Below are 16,410 nucleotides of genomic sequence, written 5' to 3' on the forward strand. Positions count from 1 at the left end.
GGTGCGAACGGGTCGGCGGACGCCCGAACCGAGCGCCCGCCGTCCGGATCAGAAAATGCGCTCGCGGACGAACAGCACGTCGTCGGGCAGGACCGGTGCGGCCAGTTCGGCCTCCAGCTCACGCCCGCCGCGATACAGCGTCACCTTGCGCTCCGACCCCGACAGGGTCGGGCCGCCGGCGCGGGCCAGCGCCTGACGGATGGTCATGCCCGGCGCAATCCCGAATGCGCCGGCATTGCCGATCTGGCCATAGACATAATATTGCGGCGCCGCGATCGCATAGACCGCATCGCCGGGCTGCATCGCGACATCCGGCTGCTGCCCGCGCGCGATCTGGGTCAGGCTATAGGTCGTCACCTTGCCGTCACGGCGCAGTTCGACGATGTCCGAACCGCCCTCGCGCAGACCGCCGGCCCGCGCCGCCAGTTCGCTCAGCTGGGTCGGCCGGTCGAGCGGCACCACCCCCGGCTTGGCGAATTCGCCAAGCACGGTGACCGTGCGGCTGGCATATTCGGCGATCTCGACGTTGACGATCGGATCGTTGACGTAACCGCCGCGACGCAACTGTTCCTGGATCGCGCTGGCCAGCGCCTGCGTCGTACGGTTCGACGCCTCGACCCGGCCGACCAGCGGCAGGGTGATCGATCCGTCGGACTTGATGCGGGTCTTGGTCACCGAACCGCCCTGACCATAGATCGACACTTCGATCTGGTCCTCGGCCCCCAGCCGATATCCATCCCACGTCGCCTGCGCGGCGGCGGGTTGCGCGAGGGCGCACGGCATCGCAATCGCGATGGCCAGACTGACGAACGCCTTCATCCCCATATCCTTTCCCATCATATGCTCAGCATCGCCCGCAATGTCGTGGCAAAGCTGTCATAATCGTAAAAATCATTTTCGGCCGTACGCTGCCGGTACCGGGCGGCCAGTTCCAGCGTGATCGGCTGCGCCAATCGGTAGCGGACATCGGCCTGAGCGTTAAGCTGCGTATCGGACAGGCGCGGCTCCGCGACGAACAACGGGTCTTCCCCCTTGTAATCGCGCTGCGACAGCTGGACGCTCGCGCCGAACGATGTCCGCCGGCTGACCGTCAGCCGTGCGCCGAAGTCGACCTGATCGCGCAGGATATAGCTGACGCCAAGGTTGCCGCGCGCCGACACCGACCGGCCGAACGCGGCCGACAGCACGAATCGCGAGATCGGGGTATAGGATGCGTTGATCGAATAGGTGATGCCGCTGAACGGCGTCGCCTGCGGCGATGCGGGATCGGCGGAGGTATAGCCGACCTCCCCGCTCGCCTTGATCCGGGTGCCGACGTCGCGCCCCACGCGCAGACCGGCCGACCGGATCTGCGTCACGTCGCGGACGGATCCCTCGGGCGTCTCGAAAAACCGCGCGCGCCGGATGGTTGAGAACGCACCGAACAACTGCGCGGTGCCGAGGCTGGGCAGGCTGTACCCGATGCCGACCCGCCCATCGATGATGTTCTGGTTCCGCAGCTGGCGGCGTTCATTGTCGACCTTGAAATAGCCGGCCGAGGCGATCGGGTAGAATCCGGAGGGGCGTGGGCAGCTGGCGGCGATCGAATAATCGGTGGTCGTCGCGACGTTGCTGATCACGACGCCCAGATCCTCCAGATCGGACTGCGCCTGAACGAAGGTACCCAGCACCGTCGCCCGGCATTTCGGCCCGACGCGGATGTCGGCACCGCCGGTCAGCGCGATATCCTGCCGATTCAGGAAGTCGAACCGGTTGTTCCACACATAGCCGGCATAGCCATTGGCGAAGATCCGCTGCCGCGCCAGCTGCCGGCTGTAATCCAGCGTCAGCCGGGGTGCGGTCGACAGGTTGTCGGTCGGCTGGTTCGTCCGCTGCTCGCCCAGGCGCAGGATATTGGTGTCGTAGGTTTCGACCAACGCCAGCGACAGGTCGAACTTGTTTTCCTGCGCCCGCGCGGGTGCCGCGGCCATGACAAGGCCGACCGCGCCAGCGGTCGCGGCGATGGCGACTGGACCCTTCATTCCCCGAACTCCCTGTCGGATGCGACGCATCCGGCCAACCGCTCTATGACTTTCCGATCGTCCGGTCAAAACCCGTACGCGACCGTTACGATACGGGCGTACCCGGCACGCAACTGGTCCGATCGTCCGATCGGGTCGCCGTAACTATCGACTGCGGCGCGAAAAGTATATTCAATGCTGCACTGCGGCATCATTTTGACTTCGCACCATTGACCCTGCGCCCGTGGCAAGCCATTGCGTCGCCGAACGCGCGGATCGAGAATGCGCGCAGCACGCCACAGGGAGCGCGACATGAGCAAGGGACGGGTCGTGTTCGTGTCCGCGTTTCACGATTATCGCACCGCCAAGCGGGCGAGCATCCATCCGATCGCCAAGGCGCTGGCCAATACCGGGTACGACGTCACTTTCCTGTCGACGCGGTTCAGCCGGCTGTCGCGGCGCAAGGGCGATTCGCGACTGTTCCTGTGGGACCGGGCCAACCGGTTCGAAACGGTCGACAATATCCGCTGCTATCTATGGCGCACCGCCTTCCACCCCTTTGCCACGGGATCGAAGCTGGGCGACAAGGTGATGGGCACGCTGTTCCCGCTCTATGCCGAACTGCCCAATCGCGACGTCGACCGGATGTTCGCGGAGGCCGATTATCTGGTGGTCGAGGCGACCGTCGCGGCGGTCATGCTGCGGCGGATGCGCCGGCTGAACCCGACCGCGCGGATCATCTATTACGCGACCGACCGGCTCGATACCGTCGGAGCCCATCCCTATGTCCGCCAACGGCTGGAGGTCGATGGCGCGCTGGTCCATCACGTAAGCCTGCGCTCCAGCGTGATGGCGGAGGATTTCGGCTGGGCGACCGATCGGCTGACGCGGATCGGCTTCGGCATTGATCCCGACGATTTCGTCGACGACGGCGTCAATCCGTACGCGCCCGGCACGGTGAACGCGGTGTCGGTCGGGGCGATGCTGTTCGACCAGAATTTCTTCCGTATCGCCGCGCCGGCGTTTCCCGACGTGCAATTCCACGTGATCGGCAGCGGCGCGAAGTTCGACGCGCCGCCCAACGTCATCCTGCACGACGAAATGCCGTTCCGCGCGACCCTGCCCTATCTGCGTCATGCGACGATCGGGCTTGCCCCCTATCACCGCGCGGCCGGCGTCGAATATCTGGCGGAGTCCAGTCTGAAGCTCGCACAGTACGAATATCTCGGCCTGCCCGCCGTTTGTCCCGATTTCGCGTGCGGGGATGTCGCGTCGCGTTTCGGGTATCGTAACGACGATGCCGTATCGATCGGGGCGGCAATACGCGACGCGCTGGCGGCAGCGGGCAGCGTGGCACCGCGCGCTTTCCCGACATGGGACGGGATCGGCGAACGGTTGCTGCACCCCGAACGCTATCCGGACACCGCGTTGCCGGGCCACGCCCTACCGCATTCGAACCGATAGGCATTTGATGACGTTTATGCGATGCAAGGTCCGGACTGGCCAGCGCCAGCCCGCGGGGAAGGAGGCGGAATGTTCGATCAACTGATGGCGCGCGTCCGTCTGCTGATGCGAAAGCTCAACGGTGATACCGGCCGGATGCTGCCCAGCCCGCTGAAGGTCGCGGCGCAGGCTTCCCGCCCGCCGGTCCCCCGCGCGCCGACGGCACCGGCCCGGGCCGCCACCCCCGACATGTCGCCCGAACGCCGTATCGAGCGTACCCGCGCACTCGCCGTCCGCCTGTTCGGCGCGAATCAGCCCGTCGACAATCCACGCGACCTGTTCGGGCGGGAGCTCGAACTGAAGACGCTGCGCGAGGCGGTGCTCGAATCGGGCATGCACGCCGTGATCCACGGCCCGCGCGGCAGCGGCAAGACATCGCTGGTCCGCGTATTCGGCGATATGGCCGACGCGCGCGGCGCGACGATCATCTATCTGTCGTGCGCCGGCACCGGGGACTTCGGTCAGGTGATCCTGCCCTATCTCCATGAACTCGGCCCCGCCCCGTTCGGGTTGCGCGGGGACGAATATACCAAGGCGATCGACCTGTTGTCCGCCGCGCCGACGCCGCGCGCGGTCGCCGCGCTGCTGGCGCGGGCCGACCGCGACGACGTCGTCTTCATTCTCGACGAATTCGACCGGCTCGACGATACCGAGACCAAGGCGCAACTGGCGTTGCTGCTGAAACTGCTGTCCGACATGCGGTCGCGGGTGCGGCTGCTGTTCGTCGGCATCTCGGGCGACGTCAGCGAACTGATCGACGTCCATGCTTCGGTCCGCCGCCACCTGACCGCGGTCGGGCTGAAACCGATCGCCGATGCCGAGGTGAAGAATTTCATCCGCCTGACCAGCAACGCCATCGGCCTGACCATGGCACCCAGCGCGCTGGAAGCGCTGCGCTGGGCGGCATGCGGTTCGCCCTATCACATGCGGCTGTTCAGCCTGCAGGCCTGTCTGGTCGCGATCGATCGCGGGCAACAGGAAGTCGACGATGCGGCGATGACCGAGGGGTTGCGCCGCGCACAGGCGGTCTGGCGGACGACCAATCCGCGCGACGACGAACTGTTCACGCGGCTGATCGGCGAACGCCGCTATCCGATCGCGCTGCTCGAAAGCTTTGCGCGCGCTTGCGCCAACCACCTCGAATTCACCGTCGCCGACCTGACCGACGCCCTGATCCGCGACGGCCATGATCCGGCGCAGGTGCCCCACTTGATCGAAAGTTTCGCCCCCGCGCTCGGGCGGATGCAGGAAGGATCGCAGCGGCTGGCGTTCGACGACGTGCTCGCGCCGCAATTGCTGCTGGCGATGTGCGTGACGACGCGGACGGGCACTGCCCCCGCATCGGCCGCCGACGAAGGAACCATGCAATGAATGTCTGGGACTATCTCGAGTCGCTGAAAAGCCGCTGGCGGCTGGTCGCGCTCGTCGCGCTCGCCTGCATCGTCGCGGTCGCGATCTGGACGTGGCAGTCGCCGCGCACCTACACCGCATCGTCGACCCTGCTGTTCGATCTGCAGCAATCCGATCCGGTCGCCGGCGGCAACGGCGCCTCAAAGGCGTCGGCGTCGGTGCTGGGTACGCAGGTCGACATCATCCGGTCGGGCGTCGTCGCGCAGCGTGTCGCCGAAAAGCTCGGGTACGACAAGGATCCCGACCTGATCCGGCGCTACCGCGAATCGGGCGAACAACGCATCGGCCTGCGCGAATGGATCGGCCGCCGGCTGGTCGCCCCGCTCGAAGTGGTGACTACCCGCACGACCAATGTGTTGTCGCTCAACTACAAGAGTGCCGATCCCGAAAAAGCCGCCCAGCTCGCGACCGCCTTTGCCGAAGCCTATGTGCAGACGCAGTTGCAACTGCGCATCGATCCGGCCCGCGTCTATTCGCAGTGGTTCCGGTCGCAGATCAACGAGGCGCGCGACCGTCTGGAACAGGCGCAGCGTCGCCTCAGCGGCTTCCAGCAGGCACGCGGCCTCGTCGGCGCTGGCCGGTTCGACATCGAACAGGCGCAGCTGAGCGAACTGTCGCAACAGATGACCACGGCGCAGGCGGAAACGGCCCAGTCCCGTGCCCGCGCCAACACCTCGGTCGGATCGTCGTCCTCGGCACAGCAATCCGCCGTCGTACAGGGGCTGGACGGGCAGATCGCGACCAAGTCGGCGGAATTGCAACAATTGCGTCAGTCGCTTGGCCCGAACCATCCGATGGTCGTTGCGGCACAGGCACAGATCGCCGAATTGCGCGCCCGGCGTGGGCAGGCCGTCGGCACGGTCGTCGACGCGGTGCGCACCGACAGCGCCGCCGCCTCGGCACGCGAGGCCAATCTGCGTGGTCTGGTCGCGGCACAGCGCGAGCGGGTGCTGCGGCTGGCCAGCGCGCAGGACGAAATGGCGGTGCTGCAACGCGACGTCGACTCGTCGCGCGCTGCCTATGACGCGGTCACCGCACGGTTGAACGAAGTCCGCCTTCAGAGCGAAATTCCGCAGACCAACGTCAGCGTGCTGGACCGCGCGACCGCGCCGACACTTCCGTCGAGCCCGGACGTCGGCTTGCGGGTGCTGCTCGGCATCGTCGGCGGCATATTCGCCGGGGTCATCCTCGCGCTATTCCTCGAATGGCGCCGGCCCCGCGTACGCACCATCGACGGGTTCGAACGGGCGACCGGATTGCCGGTACTGGTCGATCTCAGCCGTGGTTCGGTCAATGTTGGTTTCGCCGGAAAGGAAGCATCGGCATGAGGTTGCGTTCCAGCACGTCGCGGTCAGCTGCGGATCGCTACAGCGACGTTGAAACTGCGCTGATCGACGCCAACCGGCTGGGTCGCGAGGAACTGGACCGGATCGAGGCGTATCGCGCACGGACCGGGGCCAGCTTCACCGAAGCAGTCGTCGACCTCGGCGTCGTCCCGCCCGAACAGGTTCAGCGTACGCTGGCGACCCGGGCCGAGGCAGGCACGCTGATCGATCCCGACGCCACCGGCGTCAGCCGCGCCGTCGTCGCCGCCTATGATCCCGACAATCCACTGACCGTAAAGCTGCGCGCGCTGCGCTCCAGCCTGTTCGCGATCGAGGATCTCGAACGCGGTGACCTGCGCGTGATCGTCGTCGCCGCGGTCGGGACCGACGATGCGCCGGGCGTCGCCGCGAACCTGGCGACGCTCGTCGCACAGCTTGGCCAACCGGGGCTGCTGGTCGATGCGAACTTCGCCGCCCCTACCCATCACAGCCTGTTCGCGGTCGACCCGGTCGAAGGCGTCACCTCGCTCCTGTCCGGTGCCGAGGACCGCGAAGCGACCGTGACCGAGACGCCGGTGCCGAACCTGTCGCTGATCGCCGCCGGCCCGGCAATCGCCGCGCTGCCGGAGACGGTCGAGCGCGTCTCACTGGTCGAACAGATCCGCGCCATCCGCCTCGGCCATCGCTTCGCGATCGTCGACGCCGGTCATCAGCCGCCCGAAATGATCGCCGCGATCGCGCGTGGCGCCGATGGGCTGCTGCTGGTGATCGAACGCACCCAGACGCCCTTTGCCGCGCTCGACGCGCTGTTGCCGCGCCTCGAAGCGGCCGACGTACCGGTTCTCGGCAGCATCCTGATCCGCTGAACTGCGGGCAGGACGGTCTCGCGGAGCCGTCCTGTCCGGTCAGTCGTCGGACTGGCGAAAATATGCCAGCCGCTGCGCTAGGACCGGCCGCCCGATTCGCTCCCAGATCACCGGCGACGTGTGCAGCCCGGCCAATGCGTGGATCATCCGCACCTGCCAGCTTCCCGCCTCACGGCGCGCCTGTTCGATCACCGGCCACCCCCGCGCGAAATCGCCCTTCACCATCAAGCGCGCGCCATACCAGGCGAGCTTGCGCGCCAGTACTTCCGGTCGTTGGCGGAGGAACGGGGCAAGATATCCATGCCGGTCGATCGGATCGTCCTCCCCCCGGTCCACCGCCAGCGCGCATTGCACGGCGAAGTCCGACAGATAGGCCTGCAGCACCAGCTTTTGCGGATCGGCGCTGACCCCGCCCGCCGGCTTGAACCGCCGGTACAGGATGTCGGGAACGATCGCATAATCGGTATGGCGCGACATGCGCAGCCACAGGTCGCGATCCTGCGCATAGCGGAAAAACTCGCGGTAACCGCCGACCCGATCGTACAACGCCCGGCGGAACATCGTCTCGCCATGAGTGAACAGGTTGCGGCCCAGCAGGACCTCGTGAAACGGCAGGCCGGCGGGTGGCCGGAATACCAGCGTCCCGTCCCCTACCGTCTCGTCATCCTCGACCCAGCATCCGACCACGCCGACCGACGGATCGTCGACCAGCACCTGCGCCTGTCGCGCGATCCGGTCGGGAAAGGACAGATCGCCCGAACCATGGATGGCGACGATCGCGCCGCTGCTCGCCCGGATGGCTTCGTTGATCGAGGCAACGAAGCCGCGATTGTCGCGCGAGATGATTTTGAGGCGGGGATCGTCGAACGTCTTCAACTGCGCCAGCGTATCGTCGGTCGATCCGTCGTCGACGATCACCAGTTCGAGGTTCGGATAGGTCTGCGCCAGGATGGTACCGACCGATTCCCTCACCCGGCTGCCACGATTGTAGAAGGCACTCACCACCGACACGCGGGGCAGGTCGGTCATTCGCTTTCCCTCTATCGTCCTGTCGCGACCGTCCTTACCGGCACCGCAGGCCATGCCGGGCGCGAAGTCTGGCCTGCAAGTACGAGACACTCCGCCTGCAGTCCGCCGGACTTCGATAGCGATGGCTGCCCGTCTTTTTCCCGCGATGACCGATGCAGGCGGAATGGTCGATGTACGGCTTCGTTCCCACCGCAGCAAGTACGTGCAGCGACCCGTCTCCGGCATGACGATACCGTCCGTCTCCCTGGGGGACGAACGGTATCGTCGGCGCGACGCAGATCGTCGATCAGAGGATGAAGTCGCTGGCCGCCAGCTTGTAGTGGAACTCTTCCAGCCGGATGCCGAAATCCGCCTTGCCGTCGCCGTTCAGATCGACTTCGACCTGCGTGTAATCGTCGATCACTTCGTAGCGGAGTTGCCCGGCCTTCCGACCGAATTCGGCGGTGCCGATGAAGGTCATCGCCTGATTGCCCCCGATCTTGCTGTTGGCGTCCAGTGCCGACAGGTCGATGACGTCCTCGCCGCGCGTGAAATCGAGGATGCGGTCCATCGTGCTGCCCTTGGATTCGTTGCCGGCGAGATAGCGGAAGGTGTCGCGCCCGGCTCCACCGGTCAGCCAGTCGCGATTGGTGCCGCCGGTCAGGATGTCGTCGCCGGCCCCGCCCGACAGCCTGTCCTCACCCTCGCCGCCTTCCAGCCAGTCCTTGCCGGCGCCGCCGGTCAGGATGTCGTCGCCCTTCAATCCGTACAGGTAATTGCCGGCGTCGTTGGCGGTCAGCTTGTTGTCGCTGCCGTTGCCCGTCCCGCGCCGTGCCCCACCCGACAGCGTCAGGTTCTCGACATTGGCGGCGAGCGTCCAGTCGATCGTCGCGATGACGGTGTCGTTGCCGGCCTTGTACGCCTCGACGGTCTCGTCGCCGACATTGTCGACATAATAGGTGTCGTTGCCGGTGCCGCCGATCAGGCGGTCCGCACCGCCCAGACCGTCGAGCACGTCATCGCCCCAGCCGCCGTTCAGAATATTCCCCAGCGCGTTGCCGATGATGACGTTGTCCAGCTTGTTGCCGGTGCCGCTGATCGCGGTGCCGTCGAGCTTCAGATCCTCGAACGAATTGCCGAGAACCCAGTCCACGGTGGCATGAACCACGTCATGGCCCTCGCCGACCCGCTCGGTCAGCACGTCGCGGGCGTTATCGACATAATAGACGTCGTCGCCGAGGCCGCCGGTCAGGATATCGGCCCCCGCCCCGCCGTCGAGCACGTCGTTGCCCTTGCCGCCGATCAGGGTGTTGGCGGCATTGTCACCGATCAGCACGTCCTTGAAATTGCTGCCGACCACTTCCTCGATCGACACATATTTCACGCCGTCGAGCTTGACGGTGACACCTGCCGTGGCGGTCGAGAAATCGACCTTGTCGTAATTTGCGGCGGTGCCGATCCGCGGCACCGACGTCGTGCTATTGACCGTACCGGTCGAGACCGGATCGGGGGCCCACAACTGCGCGAGCCCGACATCGCGACCATCGGCCAGGTTCGCCAGCAAGGTGTCGAGCGACGCCTTCCCGTTGCCATTCTTGTCGAGCAGGCCGACATTATAGCCGTTGAACCACTTGCCTGCGCCCCAATAGGTGCCCGACAGGCCGTAATCGTTCATCGCGTCGAGCATGTTGTCGAGCGCGACCTGCCAGCGCGGATCGTCCGAGGGGACGCCGAATTCGCCGATGAAGCCGCGCGCGCCCTTTTCCTCCAGCCACGCGACGAACGCCTGCAAGCGCTTTACGCCGATATCGGCGGTGGCCCCTTCCTGATCGTAGCTGCCGGCATAGGTACCCGACTGATTCTTGTCGAGGTAGAGATGCGCTTCGTAGACGATGTTGTCGGCCGGATCCTTGATGTCCAGATTGGGGTTGTTCGAACCCCAATTGGTCGCATTGGCCCAGCTCTCGCCCTCGACGAAGATCGTGGTCTTGTCGCCCAGCGCCCGGATCGCATCGACCGCCGCCTGCGCTGCCGCCGGCCACACCGTCTTGTTCGGCATGTTGTGCGGCTCGTTCATCAGGTCATAGCCATACACCGCCGGCTTGTCGCCGATGGCATCGGCCAGCTTCGCCCAGAAATCGGCGAACTTCTCGACCGGAACATCGGCCGTGCCGATCGCCTTGCCGGCAAAGCGTCCGAAATTGTGGACGTCGACGACGACCTTGATGCCCAGGCTCTGGGCATTGTCGAGGAATTTGGTCAGCCGCGCCATTTCCTGCTCGTCGAGCGGCCCGCCCAGCTTGTCCTGCAGACGTTCCCACTTCACCGGAAGACGAACGAGTTCGATACCCTTTTGCGCGTAAAAGGTCAGATCCTTCAGCGATGGGTAGACATAGTCATAGCCATAGCGGTCGCCCTTGCCGAACTCCGCACCAGACAGGTTGATACCAAGCATTTCAGACCCCGCAGCCGTCGCAGTTTGCGACCTTCCCGGTCTTTATACTTCCAGGCCTGTCGATAATCGGTTGCGCGATCCGGCTAACACGTCGTTCATCACATTTTAGTCGTTACGCCTGCGATCCTTTAGGACGCCGAGGATGAACCGGGGATTACCGAGGACATAGCGGTCGAACATGCGCCGCGGCTCCAGCGCGAGGCGGTAGACCCATTCCAGCCGGGCCGCACGCAGCCAGCCCGGCGCACGCGGAATCGCACCCGAGGTAAAGTCGAGGAACGCGCCTACGCTCATCGATGCCATCCCGATCCTTGCCGCATGTTCCGCCGCAAAAATCTCCTGGCGCGGCTGGCCCATGCCGATGATCAGCAGGTTCGCACCCGATCGCGCAATCTCGTTGACCAGCGCTGGCTCTTCGTCCGGTTTGAAATAGCCGTCGCGCACGCCGATGATCCGATGTCGCGGATAACGCTCGGTGATGATCGCGCCTGCCTGTGCGGCAATGCCCGGCCGGCTGCCGAGAAGAAACAGGCGCAGGTCGTGGCGGCTCCGTTCGAAGAAGATCGGGATGAAGTCGCTGCCATTGACGTTCGCCGGGAACGGCGCACCGTATAACAGCTTGCGTGCCATATCGACGCCGATCCCGTCGTTCAGCACGAGGCTGTCGGAATAGGCATCGACCAGCCGCCGGTCGACGCGCGCCAGGTTGACGCTGTGCGCGTTGCAAAAGGTGACGCTGCCGCCATCGGCCGCGTCGATACGGTCGTCGACCGCCGCAACCGCTTCGTCGAACGTCAGAACGGCGATGTCGACCGGGCCGATCCTGCTGGTTTCCGCCTCGATCATTCCTGCTCCGTCGGGTTGGTATGTGCGCACTATGGTGAACCCGGCGCTAAGCCTGTTGCTCAACCGCCCCGCAACCGCGCTCGTAGCAATGCCTCGGACGGATAGTCAATCGAGGCGGGCCGATGACCGATACTGCCGATCCCTATACGGTACTCGATATCGATCGTGGAGCGGATCCGGACCAGATCAAGCGCGCCTTTCGCCGGATGATCGCGCGCTGGCATCCCGACCGGTCGTGCGATGCCGATGCCGCCGATCGCGCAGCGGCGATCATCAGCGCCTACCGCACGCTATCCGATCCCGAACGGCGTCGGATCGCCGACCGACGGAAGGTCATGCGACCGATGCCGCCCGGAACCGAACGGCGACAATCCGTTCGCCGGACTTCGGATCGCGCTGCGGTGTCTCGATCGCGATACCGGGCCGTGCGGGTCCGCGACGGTGCGTCGGCGGCCGTTGCGCTCGCCCTCGTCGCCTATGTGCTTTCCCCTGATATCCGCGCCTATCAGCGCGACCGGGGCGACGGCGCCGCAATCGCAGCGGCGGTCATCGGGCCGGAACAATGAAAAGCCCGACACTTTCGTGCCGGGCTTTCCGTCCGTTACCGGAGAGACGCTTACGCGCTCGGGGTCGGGTCGAAGGTCGAGTCGGTCGTGCCGTAATAGTAATACGTCACGCCACCGATTTCGTTCGAACCGAGATACTTGACCGACGTCTGATCGGTGAAGCCCAGCTGGCCGCCCGGGCCACCCATCGGGTCGGTCGCCGCAGGACCGGTCGAACCCGAAATGTCGAGCACGCCGTTCTTGCCGAAGGTGACGGTGTCGTTCATGTCGCTGTCGAAGATCATCGACGTGCTGACGAGCAGATCGTCGCTGCCGAAGTTGCTGATCGTGTCGCCACCGAGGTTCAGACCCAGCGCGTTGTCATGGAACAGCACCTTGGCGCCGCCTGCCATGTTGAACGAGTTGTCGCCGACCGTGCCTTCGATCACGTTGGTGCGGCCGAAGGGTTCCCACAGGTTCTTCAGCGTTGCCGAGTCGGCATAGACGTAGCCGCCGTTCTTTTCACCGAGATAGCGCAGTTCGGTGATGTTGGCGTTTTCACCGGCGAGCTGCAGCTGGTCCTGACCGGCGTTGCGGCGGCTGACGCGATCGATGTCGAGAACGCCGTTCGAGCCGAACTGAATGAAGCCATCGCCGTTTCCGTCGAAGATCTGACGGTTGTTGATGATCGAGTCGTTCGCGCCCCAGCCGAGGAACAGGTCGTTACCGACATTGCCGTTTGCGATCACGAACGCGTTCGCGCCGTCTGCGGCCTGGTAGGTGTCGCTGTTGCCGTTGGCGACCACGTTCTGCTGGGTCGCAGTCGTGATCAGAACACTGTTATCACCGAAAGCCATAAAATAATCCTCCTTGTTGCCCCGGAGGTGCGCGGTGGTCGACGATCGACTCCCTGCACCATTCAGTCCCCCTTTTTCCGCACACAGGCAGGAAACAGGTTTGTCGAATGTCTTCCCCCGGGTCAGCAACGTCTCCTCGACGAGCACCGCATTTACTGTCGAGTAACCATTTCGTTCCCGGTCGGAGACAGGCTTTTACATATGTCTTGTTGCGGGACAGCACAAGCGTGGCAAAAATGTACCAAACCGGGACCAACTAGTTGAAATGCAACTGGTTCCCGCAAACGATATCGGGATCAGTACGTATCCGTTACGATCCCTTGACTTTGGCCATTTCCGACGGGGAATCCATTGGTTACCACGGACGGGAGACAGGCCGCCTGTGGCAATTTTCAACCCGTCCGGTTGCGCCGCAATATTAGGTAGAGCGCACCCCCTCCGCCATGCCTTGGATGGGCACCGCGAATTGATGCGATGCGGTCGACATGGCGGCCAGCCGCGATCCAGTCGCCGATTGCGGCCCGAATCGCCCCGCGGGCATGGGGTCGTTCGGATTCGGCACGTGGCGGTCGACCGGTCACGACCAGCAACACCCGGTCGCCCCGCACGATCGCCCGTCCCAGTTCCTGATCGAGCCGGGCATGGGCCGCCGCCAGCGTGTGGCCGTGCAGATCGATGGTCGCATCGGGACTGACCAGCCCGCGCGCAAGCTTGTGGTCCCAGCTGGCGTCGAGCGTATCGCCGGGCGTCCGTGCCCCGCGCGCGGGCTTGACGGCGGGTGCCGCGACCGGGCGGGTTGGTTTGGGTCTGGGTGCACCATGTTGTTCCAGCACCGCGAGAGGAGCGACGGGTCGCGCGCCGTGCAGCGGCTTTACCGCCGCGACGACCCGCGCCCACAGCGCCGCCTCACCCGGATCAAGGCGTCGGCCGGCCACTCGCGATCCGTGCAACGGTTCCGATCGGCACCAGCAGGAACGCCGTGCCGCGCGCGCTCATGCCGCCCGCGATCGCCCGCGCTTCGTCGCCCGCCCCCCAGAAGGTATCGAAACGATTGGTGCCCTTGATCGCGCCGCCGGTATCCTGCGCCACCCACAGGCCCGACGCATCGGTGCGATCCATCGACAGGAACACCGGCGCGCCCAGCGGCACGAAGCGGACATCGGTCGCCACGCTGGCATTGCCGGTCACTGGCAGGCCCATCGCGCCCAGCGGCCCCGGCCCGGTCAGTTCGCGAAAGAACACGAAGCTCTTGTTCTCGCGCATCACCGCGCGCCCCTGTTCGGGATTGGCGCGCAGCCACGCCATCAGCCCCTGCATCGACGCCTGCCCCGGTCCGATCAGCCCGCGGTCACGCATCAGCTTGCCGATGCCGGTATAGTCGCGACCATTCTGCCCGGCATAGCCGATGCGCATGACTCCGCCATCGGGCAGCCGCAGCCGCCCCGAACCCTGGACCTGCAAAAAGAACATCTCGACCGGATCGGCCGCCCACGCGATTTCGAGGCCGCGTCCGGCCAGCGCGCCTTCCTCGATCGCCGTTCGATCATAATAGGGTATCAGCTTCGCGCCATCGACCCGACCGCGAACCCGCTTGCCCTTCAGATCGGTCGAAAACAGGCCGAGATCGGCTTCGACCAGATCGCCCGGCACACCATAGACCGGTGTTTCATAGCCCGGTTGCCGCGTTCGCGATCCGTGGATTTCCGGTTCGTAATAGCCGGTGGCGAACGCCTTGCCGTCGCCGACCTGCGCGGTTTCGAACCATTGCCCGAAGAATGCCCGCGCCTGCCCCGTCCCGGTCGACCGTGCCGCATCACACGCGCCCTGCCAGTCGGCCCCCTGCGTCAGCCCGGTCGGATCGGTCCGCCGCACCAGCGAGGGACAGGAGATGCGAAACGCCGCCAGCGCGCGCGCGGCGGACTCTTCGGTCAGTGGCAGCGTCGCGACTGGCGGTCCGGCAACGACCCCCGCCGCAAGCGCCGTGGCGGCGCCATTGACCGCAGTGCCGCCGGTAATCGGCGGCAGCGGGACCGCACCGGTCGGCTGACGAACCGCAACCGGGCGCTGCACCGGTGCCTGAGCGCGGGCGGCAGGACGCGCCGACGTCGTCGTCTCCACGCCCCGCGGCACGATCGCATTCGAACAGCCAACCAGCAGCAGCGCGGCAAGCGCCGCCGATCCCCCCTTGCGCATCGACGTCAGGCTTCGTCGGTATCGGCAAGCTTCCAGTTCGGGTCGTTGCTCTTGAGCACCCGCAGGAACGTCCAGACGTCATGCGTCTCGACCGCATCGGACATCGAACCCGCGACGATATTGCCGTCGGCATCGCGGGTGATCGCGGCGATATCGGCATCGAAGCGGACCGACACGCGCGCTATGCCGCCTTCGACAGACGCCTCGGTCACCACCGCGCGTTCGATCGATACCAGCCGGTTGTCGAGGACATGGCCCGCCGCGTTGCGATCGGCGATCGCCTGCGCGAACGCGTCGCGCACATCGCGCTCGGTCAGCCACTCCAGCGTTGACTCGTCGCCCTTCCAGAAGGCTTCGAGGATCATGCGATAGGCCGATTTCGCCCCTTCGACGAACTGCGCGACGTCGAACGACGGGTCGGCGGCGATCAGCGCGCGCAGACCGCTTTCGGCCCCGCTATCGACATAACGCGGACCCAGCACACGCGCTTCGGGCGTCACTTCGATCGGGCGCGCGATCGCGGGCGTCGCAATCCGCTCGTCCGCGGTGCGCGGCAAGGGTTCATGACCGGTACGCTTCCCCAGCACGGCATAAAGCCGCATTGCGAGAAACGCCGCGACCATCGCGAGCAGGACGACAAAAACCACCATGCCTTCACTTCCTTCCATCGATCGGACATAGGACCGAACGAGCGCGGATACAAACGGCGTGACGGCCTTACGTTCGCCCGGGTGGTCGACCCGTTGAATCGTGGTCGGGCCGCTGCTAGTCCGCGCCATCTTAACGCGGGAAGCGCCAAAGCTATCCGCCCGAGCCGACAGGGATCGACATGGACGAACAGAACGCCGCAGGCGGCATCGACGCCTTTGCCAACGGGGACGACAGCCAGCCGGCGGTCAACGTCATCACGCAATACGTCAAGGACCTCTCGTTCGAGAATCCCGGCGCGCCGGGCGTCTATCAGATCGCCGGTCAGCCCAAGCTGGACGTGCAGTTCAACATCGGCGCCAACCAGGTCGGCGACGATGTCCACGAAGTCGTGCTGAAGATCGAAGCGCGTGCCGAGGTCGAGGATCAGGTCATGTATCTGGTCGACCTGTCGTTCGCCGGCCTGTTCGGCCTGCGCAACATTCCGGCCGAACATCTGCAACCCTTCCTGCTCGGCGAAGCCCCCCGCATCCTGTTCCCCTTCGCCCGCCGCGTGCTGGCCGATGCGGTGCGCGATGGCGGCTTCCCGCCGCTGCTGCTCGAACCGATCGACTTCGCGCAGCTCTATCTGTCGCAGGCCGAACAGCAGGGCGCGCTCGGCGAAGTCGCCGGCCACGCCTGAACTGGAGCCGATCGACATTCCGTTCGCCGCGCGGGGCTGTGACCGACGGACGTCCTGTCGTCACTCCCGCGC

General features: G+C 65.5%; 15 protein-coding genes. 6 read left to right on the forward strand and 9 right to left on the reverse strand.

Annotation, left to right across the window (positions count from 1 at the left end; genetic code table 11):
- Positions 1 to 48 precede the first annotated feature (48 nt).
- Both ASE90_RS14105 and ASE90_RS14110 read right to left on the reverse strand, forming a co-directional pair.
- Positions 49 to 840 (reverse strand): polysaccharide biosynthesis/export family protein, encoded by a 792-nt coding sequence (locus ASE90_RS14105; protein WP_082449820.1) that lies wholly within the window; start codon positions 838 to 840, stop codon positions 49 to 51.
- Positions 837 to 2,021 carry an outer membrane beta-barrel protein gene (locus tag ASE90_RS14110; RefSeq protein ID WP_056001903.1) on the reverse strand — a complete coding sequence of 395 codons (1,185 nt, stop codon included), beginning with the start codon at positions 2,019 to 2,021 and terminating at the stop codon, positions 837 to 839. Before ASE90_RS14110 ends, ASE90_RS14105 begins: the two co-directional genes overlap by 4 nt.
- A gap of 291 nt (positions 2,022 to 2,312) precedes the next feature.
- On the opposite strand from ASE90_RS14110, the gene ASE90_RS14115 reads away from it, so the two are divergent.
- The 4 genes from ASE90_RS14115 to ASE90_RS14130 all read left to right on the forward strand — a co-directional run bounded on the left by ASE90_RS14115 (position 2,313) and on the right by ASE90_RS14130 (position 7,104).
- A complete protein-coding gene (locus ASE90_RS14115; protein ID WP_056001906.1) occupies positions 2,313 to 3,464 on the forward strand; it encodes a hypothetical protein in 1,152 nt (383 codons plus the stop codon).
- A 69-nt stretch (positions 3,465 to 3,533) separates the two neighbouring features.
- On the forward strand, positions 3,534 to 4,874 hold the full coding sequence (locus ASE90_RS14120) for an AAA family ATPase (protein WP_056001909.1): 1,341 nt from the start codon (positions 3,534 to 3,536) through the stop codon (positions 4,872 to 4,874).
- The gene (locus tag ASE90_RS14125; RefSeq protein WP_056001912.1) at positions 4,871 to 6,241 is read left to right on the forward strand and encodes a GNVR domain-containing protein; all 1,371 of its coding nucleotides are present in this window, start codon (positions 4,871 to 4,873) and stop codon (positions 6,239 to 6,241) included. Before ASE90_RS14120 ends, ASE90_RS14125 begins: the two co-directional genes overlap by 4 nt.
- Positions 6,238 to 7,104 carry a hypothetical protein gene (locus ASE90_RS14130; protein WP_156361589.1) on the forward strand — a complete coding sequence of 289 codons (867 nt, stop codon included), beginning with the start codon at positions 6,238 to 6,240 and terminating at the stop codon, positions 7,102 to 7,104. The genes ASE90_RS14125 and ASE90_RS14130 overlap by 4 nt, the downstream gene beginning before the upstream one ends.
- A 39-nt stretch (positions 7,105 to 7,143) precedes the next feature.
- Here ASE90_RS14130 and ASE90_RS14135 read toward each other — a convergent pair whose 3' ends face one another.
- The 3 genes from ASE90_RS14135 to ASE90_RS14145 form a co-directional block, all read right to left on the reverse strand.
- Complete coding sequence (locus ASE90_RS14135) at positions 7,144 to 8,133, reverse strand: glycosyltransferase (protein ID WP_056001916.1); 990 nt, start codon at positions 8,131 to 8,133, stop codon at positions 7,144 to 7,146.
- Positions 8,134 to 8,419: 286 nt separating this feature from the next.
- The gene (locus ASE90_RS14140) at positions 8,420 to 10,567 is read right to left on the reverse strand and encodes a cellulase family glycosylhydrolase (protein ID WP_056001919.1); all 2,148 of its coding nucleotides are present in this window, start codon (positions 10,565 to 10,567) and stop codon (positions 8,420 to 8,422) included.
- 105 nt (positions 10,568 to 10,672) lie between these two features.
- A complete protein-coding gene (locus ASE90_RS14145; RefSeq protein ID WP_056001922.1) occupies positions 10,673 to 11,413 on the reverse strand; it encodes a WecB/TagA/CpsF family glycosyltransferase in 741 nt (246 codons plus the stop codon).
- Positions 11,414 to 11,535: 122 nt separating this feature from the next.
- On the opposite strand from ASE90_RS14145, the gene ASE90_RS14150 reads away from it, so the two are divergent.
- A complete protein-coding gene (locus tag ASE90_RS14150; RefSeq protein ID WP_056001925.1) occupies positions 11,536 to 11,979 on the forward strand; it encodes a J domain-containing protein in 444 nt (147 codons plus the stop codon).
- Between the two features lie 50 nt (positions 11,980 to 12,029).
- Here ASE90_RS14150 and ASE90_RS14155 read toward each other — a convergent pair whose 3' ends face one another.
- From ASE90_RS14155 to ASE90_RS14170, 4 genes are all read right to left on the reverse strand, one after another.
- Entirely contained in the window at positions 12,030 to 12,962 is a 933-nt protein-coding gene (locus ASE90_RS14155) for a hypothetical protein (protein ID WP_156357741.1), read from the reverse strand.
- A 245-nt stretch (positions 12,963 to 13,207) separates the two neighbouring features.
- The gene (locus tag ASE90_RS14160) at positions 13,208 to 13,750 is read right to left on the reverse strand and encodes a Smr/MutS family protein (RefSeq protein WP_056001930.1); all 543 of its coding nucleotides are present in this window, start codon (positions 13,748 to 13,750) and stop codon (positions 13,208 to 13,210) included.
- The gene (locus tag ASE90_RS14165) at positions 13,731 to 15,008 is read right to left on the reverse strand and encodes a murein transglycosylase A (protein ID WP_056001933.1); all 1,278 of its coding nucleotides are present in this window, start codon (positions 15,006 to 15,008) and stop codon (positions 13,731 to 13,733) included. The genes ASE90_RS14160 and ASE90_RS14165 overlap by 20 nt, the downstream gene beginning before the upstream one ends.
- Before the next feature lie 5 nt (positions 15,009 to 15,013).
- Entirely contained in the window at positions 15,014 to 15,658 is a 645-nt protein-coding gene (locus tag ASE90_RS14170; RefSeq protein ID WP_414889282.1) for a Tim44/TimA family putative adaptor protein, read from the reverse strand.
- Positions 15,659 to 15,837: 179 nt separating this feature from the next.
- On the opposite strand from ASE90_RS14170, the gene secB reads away from it, so the two are divergent.
- Positions 15,838 to 16,338, forward strand: coding sequence for a protein-export chaperone SecB (gene secB / locus ASE90_RS14175; RefSeq protein ID WP_056001935.1), 501 nt, complete (start codon positions 15,838 to 15,840; stop codon positions 16,336 to 16,338).
- Positions 16,339 to 16,410: the final 72 nt, after the last annotated feature.

Source organism: Sphingomonas sp. Leaf67 (assembly GCF_001421965.1).
Lineage (GTDB): Bacteria > Pseudomonadota > Alphaproteobacteria > Sphingomonadales > Sphingomonadaceae > Sphingomonas.

Bases quoted from the DNA above. Each gene is read 5' to 3' on its own strand.
- ASE90_RS14150 (WP_056001925.1), top strand. From the start codon at position 11,536: ATGACCGATACTGCCGATCCCTATACGGTACTCGATATCGATCGTGGA.
- ASE90_RS14140 (WP_056001919.1), bottom strand. From the start codon at position 10,567: ATGCTTGGTATCAACCTGTCTGGTGCGGAGTTCGGCAAGGGCGACCGC.
- ASE90_RS14135 (WP_056001916.1), bottom strand. From the start codon at position 8,133: ATGACCGACCTGCCCCGCGTGTCGGTGGTGAGTGCCTTCTACAATCGT.
- ASE90_RS14170 (WP_414889282.1), bottom strand. From the start codon at position 15,658: ATGGTGGTTTTTGTCGTCCTGCTCGCGATGGTCGCGGCGTTTCTCGCA.
- ASE90_RS14165 (WP_056001933.1), bottom strand. From the start codon at position 15,008: ATGCGCAAGGGGGGATCGGCGGCGCTTGCCGCGCTGCTGCTGGTTGGC.
- ASE90_RS14125 (WP_056001912.1), top strand. From the start codon at position 4,871: ATGAATGTCTGGGACTATCTCGAGTCGCTGAAAAGCCGCTGGCGGCTG.
- ASE90_RS14145 (WP_056001922.1), bottom strand. From the start codon at position 11,413: ATGATCGAGGCGGAAACCAGCAGGATCGGCCCGGTCGACATCGCCGTT.
- ASE90_RS14110 (WP_056001903.1), bottom strand. From the start codon at position 2,021: ATGAAGGGTCCAGTCGCCATCGCCGCGACCGCTGGCGCGGTCGGCCTT.
- ASE90_RS14115 (WP_056001906.1), top strand. From the start codon at position 2,313: ATGAGCAAGGGACGGGTCGTGTTCGTGTCCGCGTTTCACGATTATCGC.
- ASE90_RS14120 (WP_056001909.1), top strand. From the start codon at position 3,534: ATGTTCGATCAACTGATGGCGCGCGTCCGTCTGCTGATGCGAAAGCTC.
- ASE90_RS14130 (WP_156361589.1), top strand. From the start codon at position 6,238: ATGAGGTTGCGTTCCAGCACGTCGCGGTCAGCTGCGGATCGCTACAGC.
- ASE90_RS14105 (WP_082449820.1), bottom strand. From the start codon at position 840: ATGATGGGAAAGGATATGGGGATGAAGGCGTTCGTCAGTCTGGCCATC.
- secB (WP_056001935.1), top strand. From the start codon at position 15,838: ATGGACGAACAGAACGCCGCAGGCGGCATCGACGCCTTTGCCAACGGG.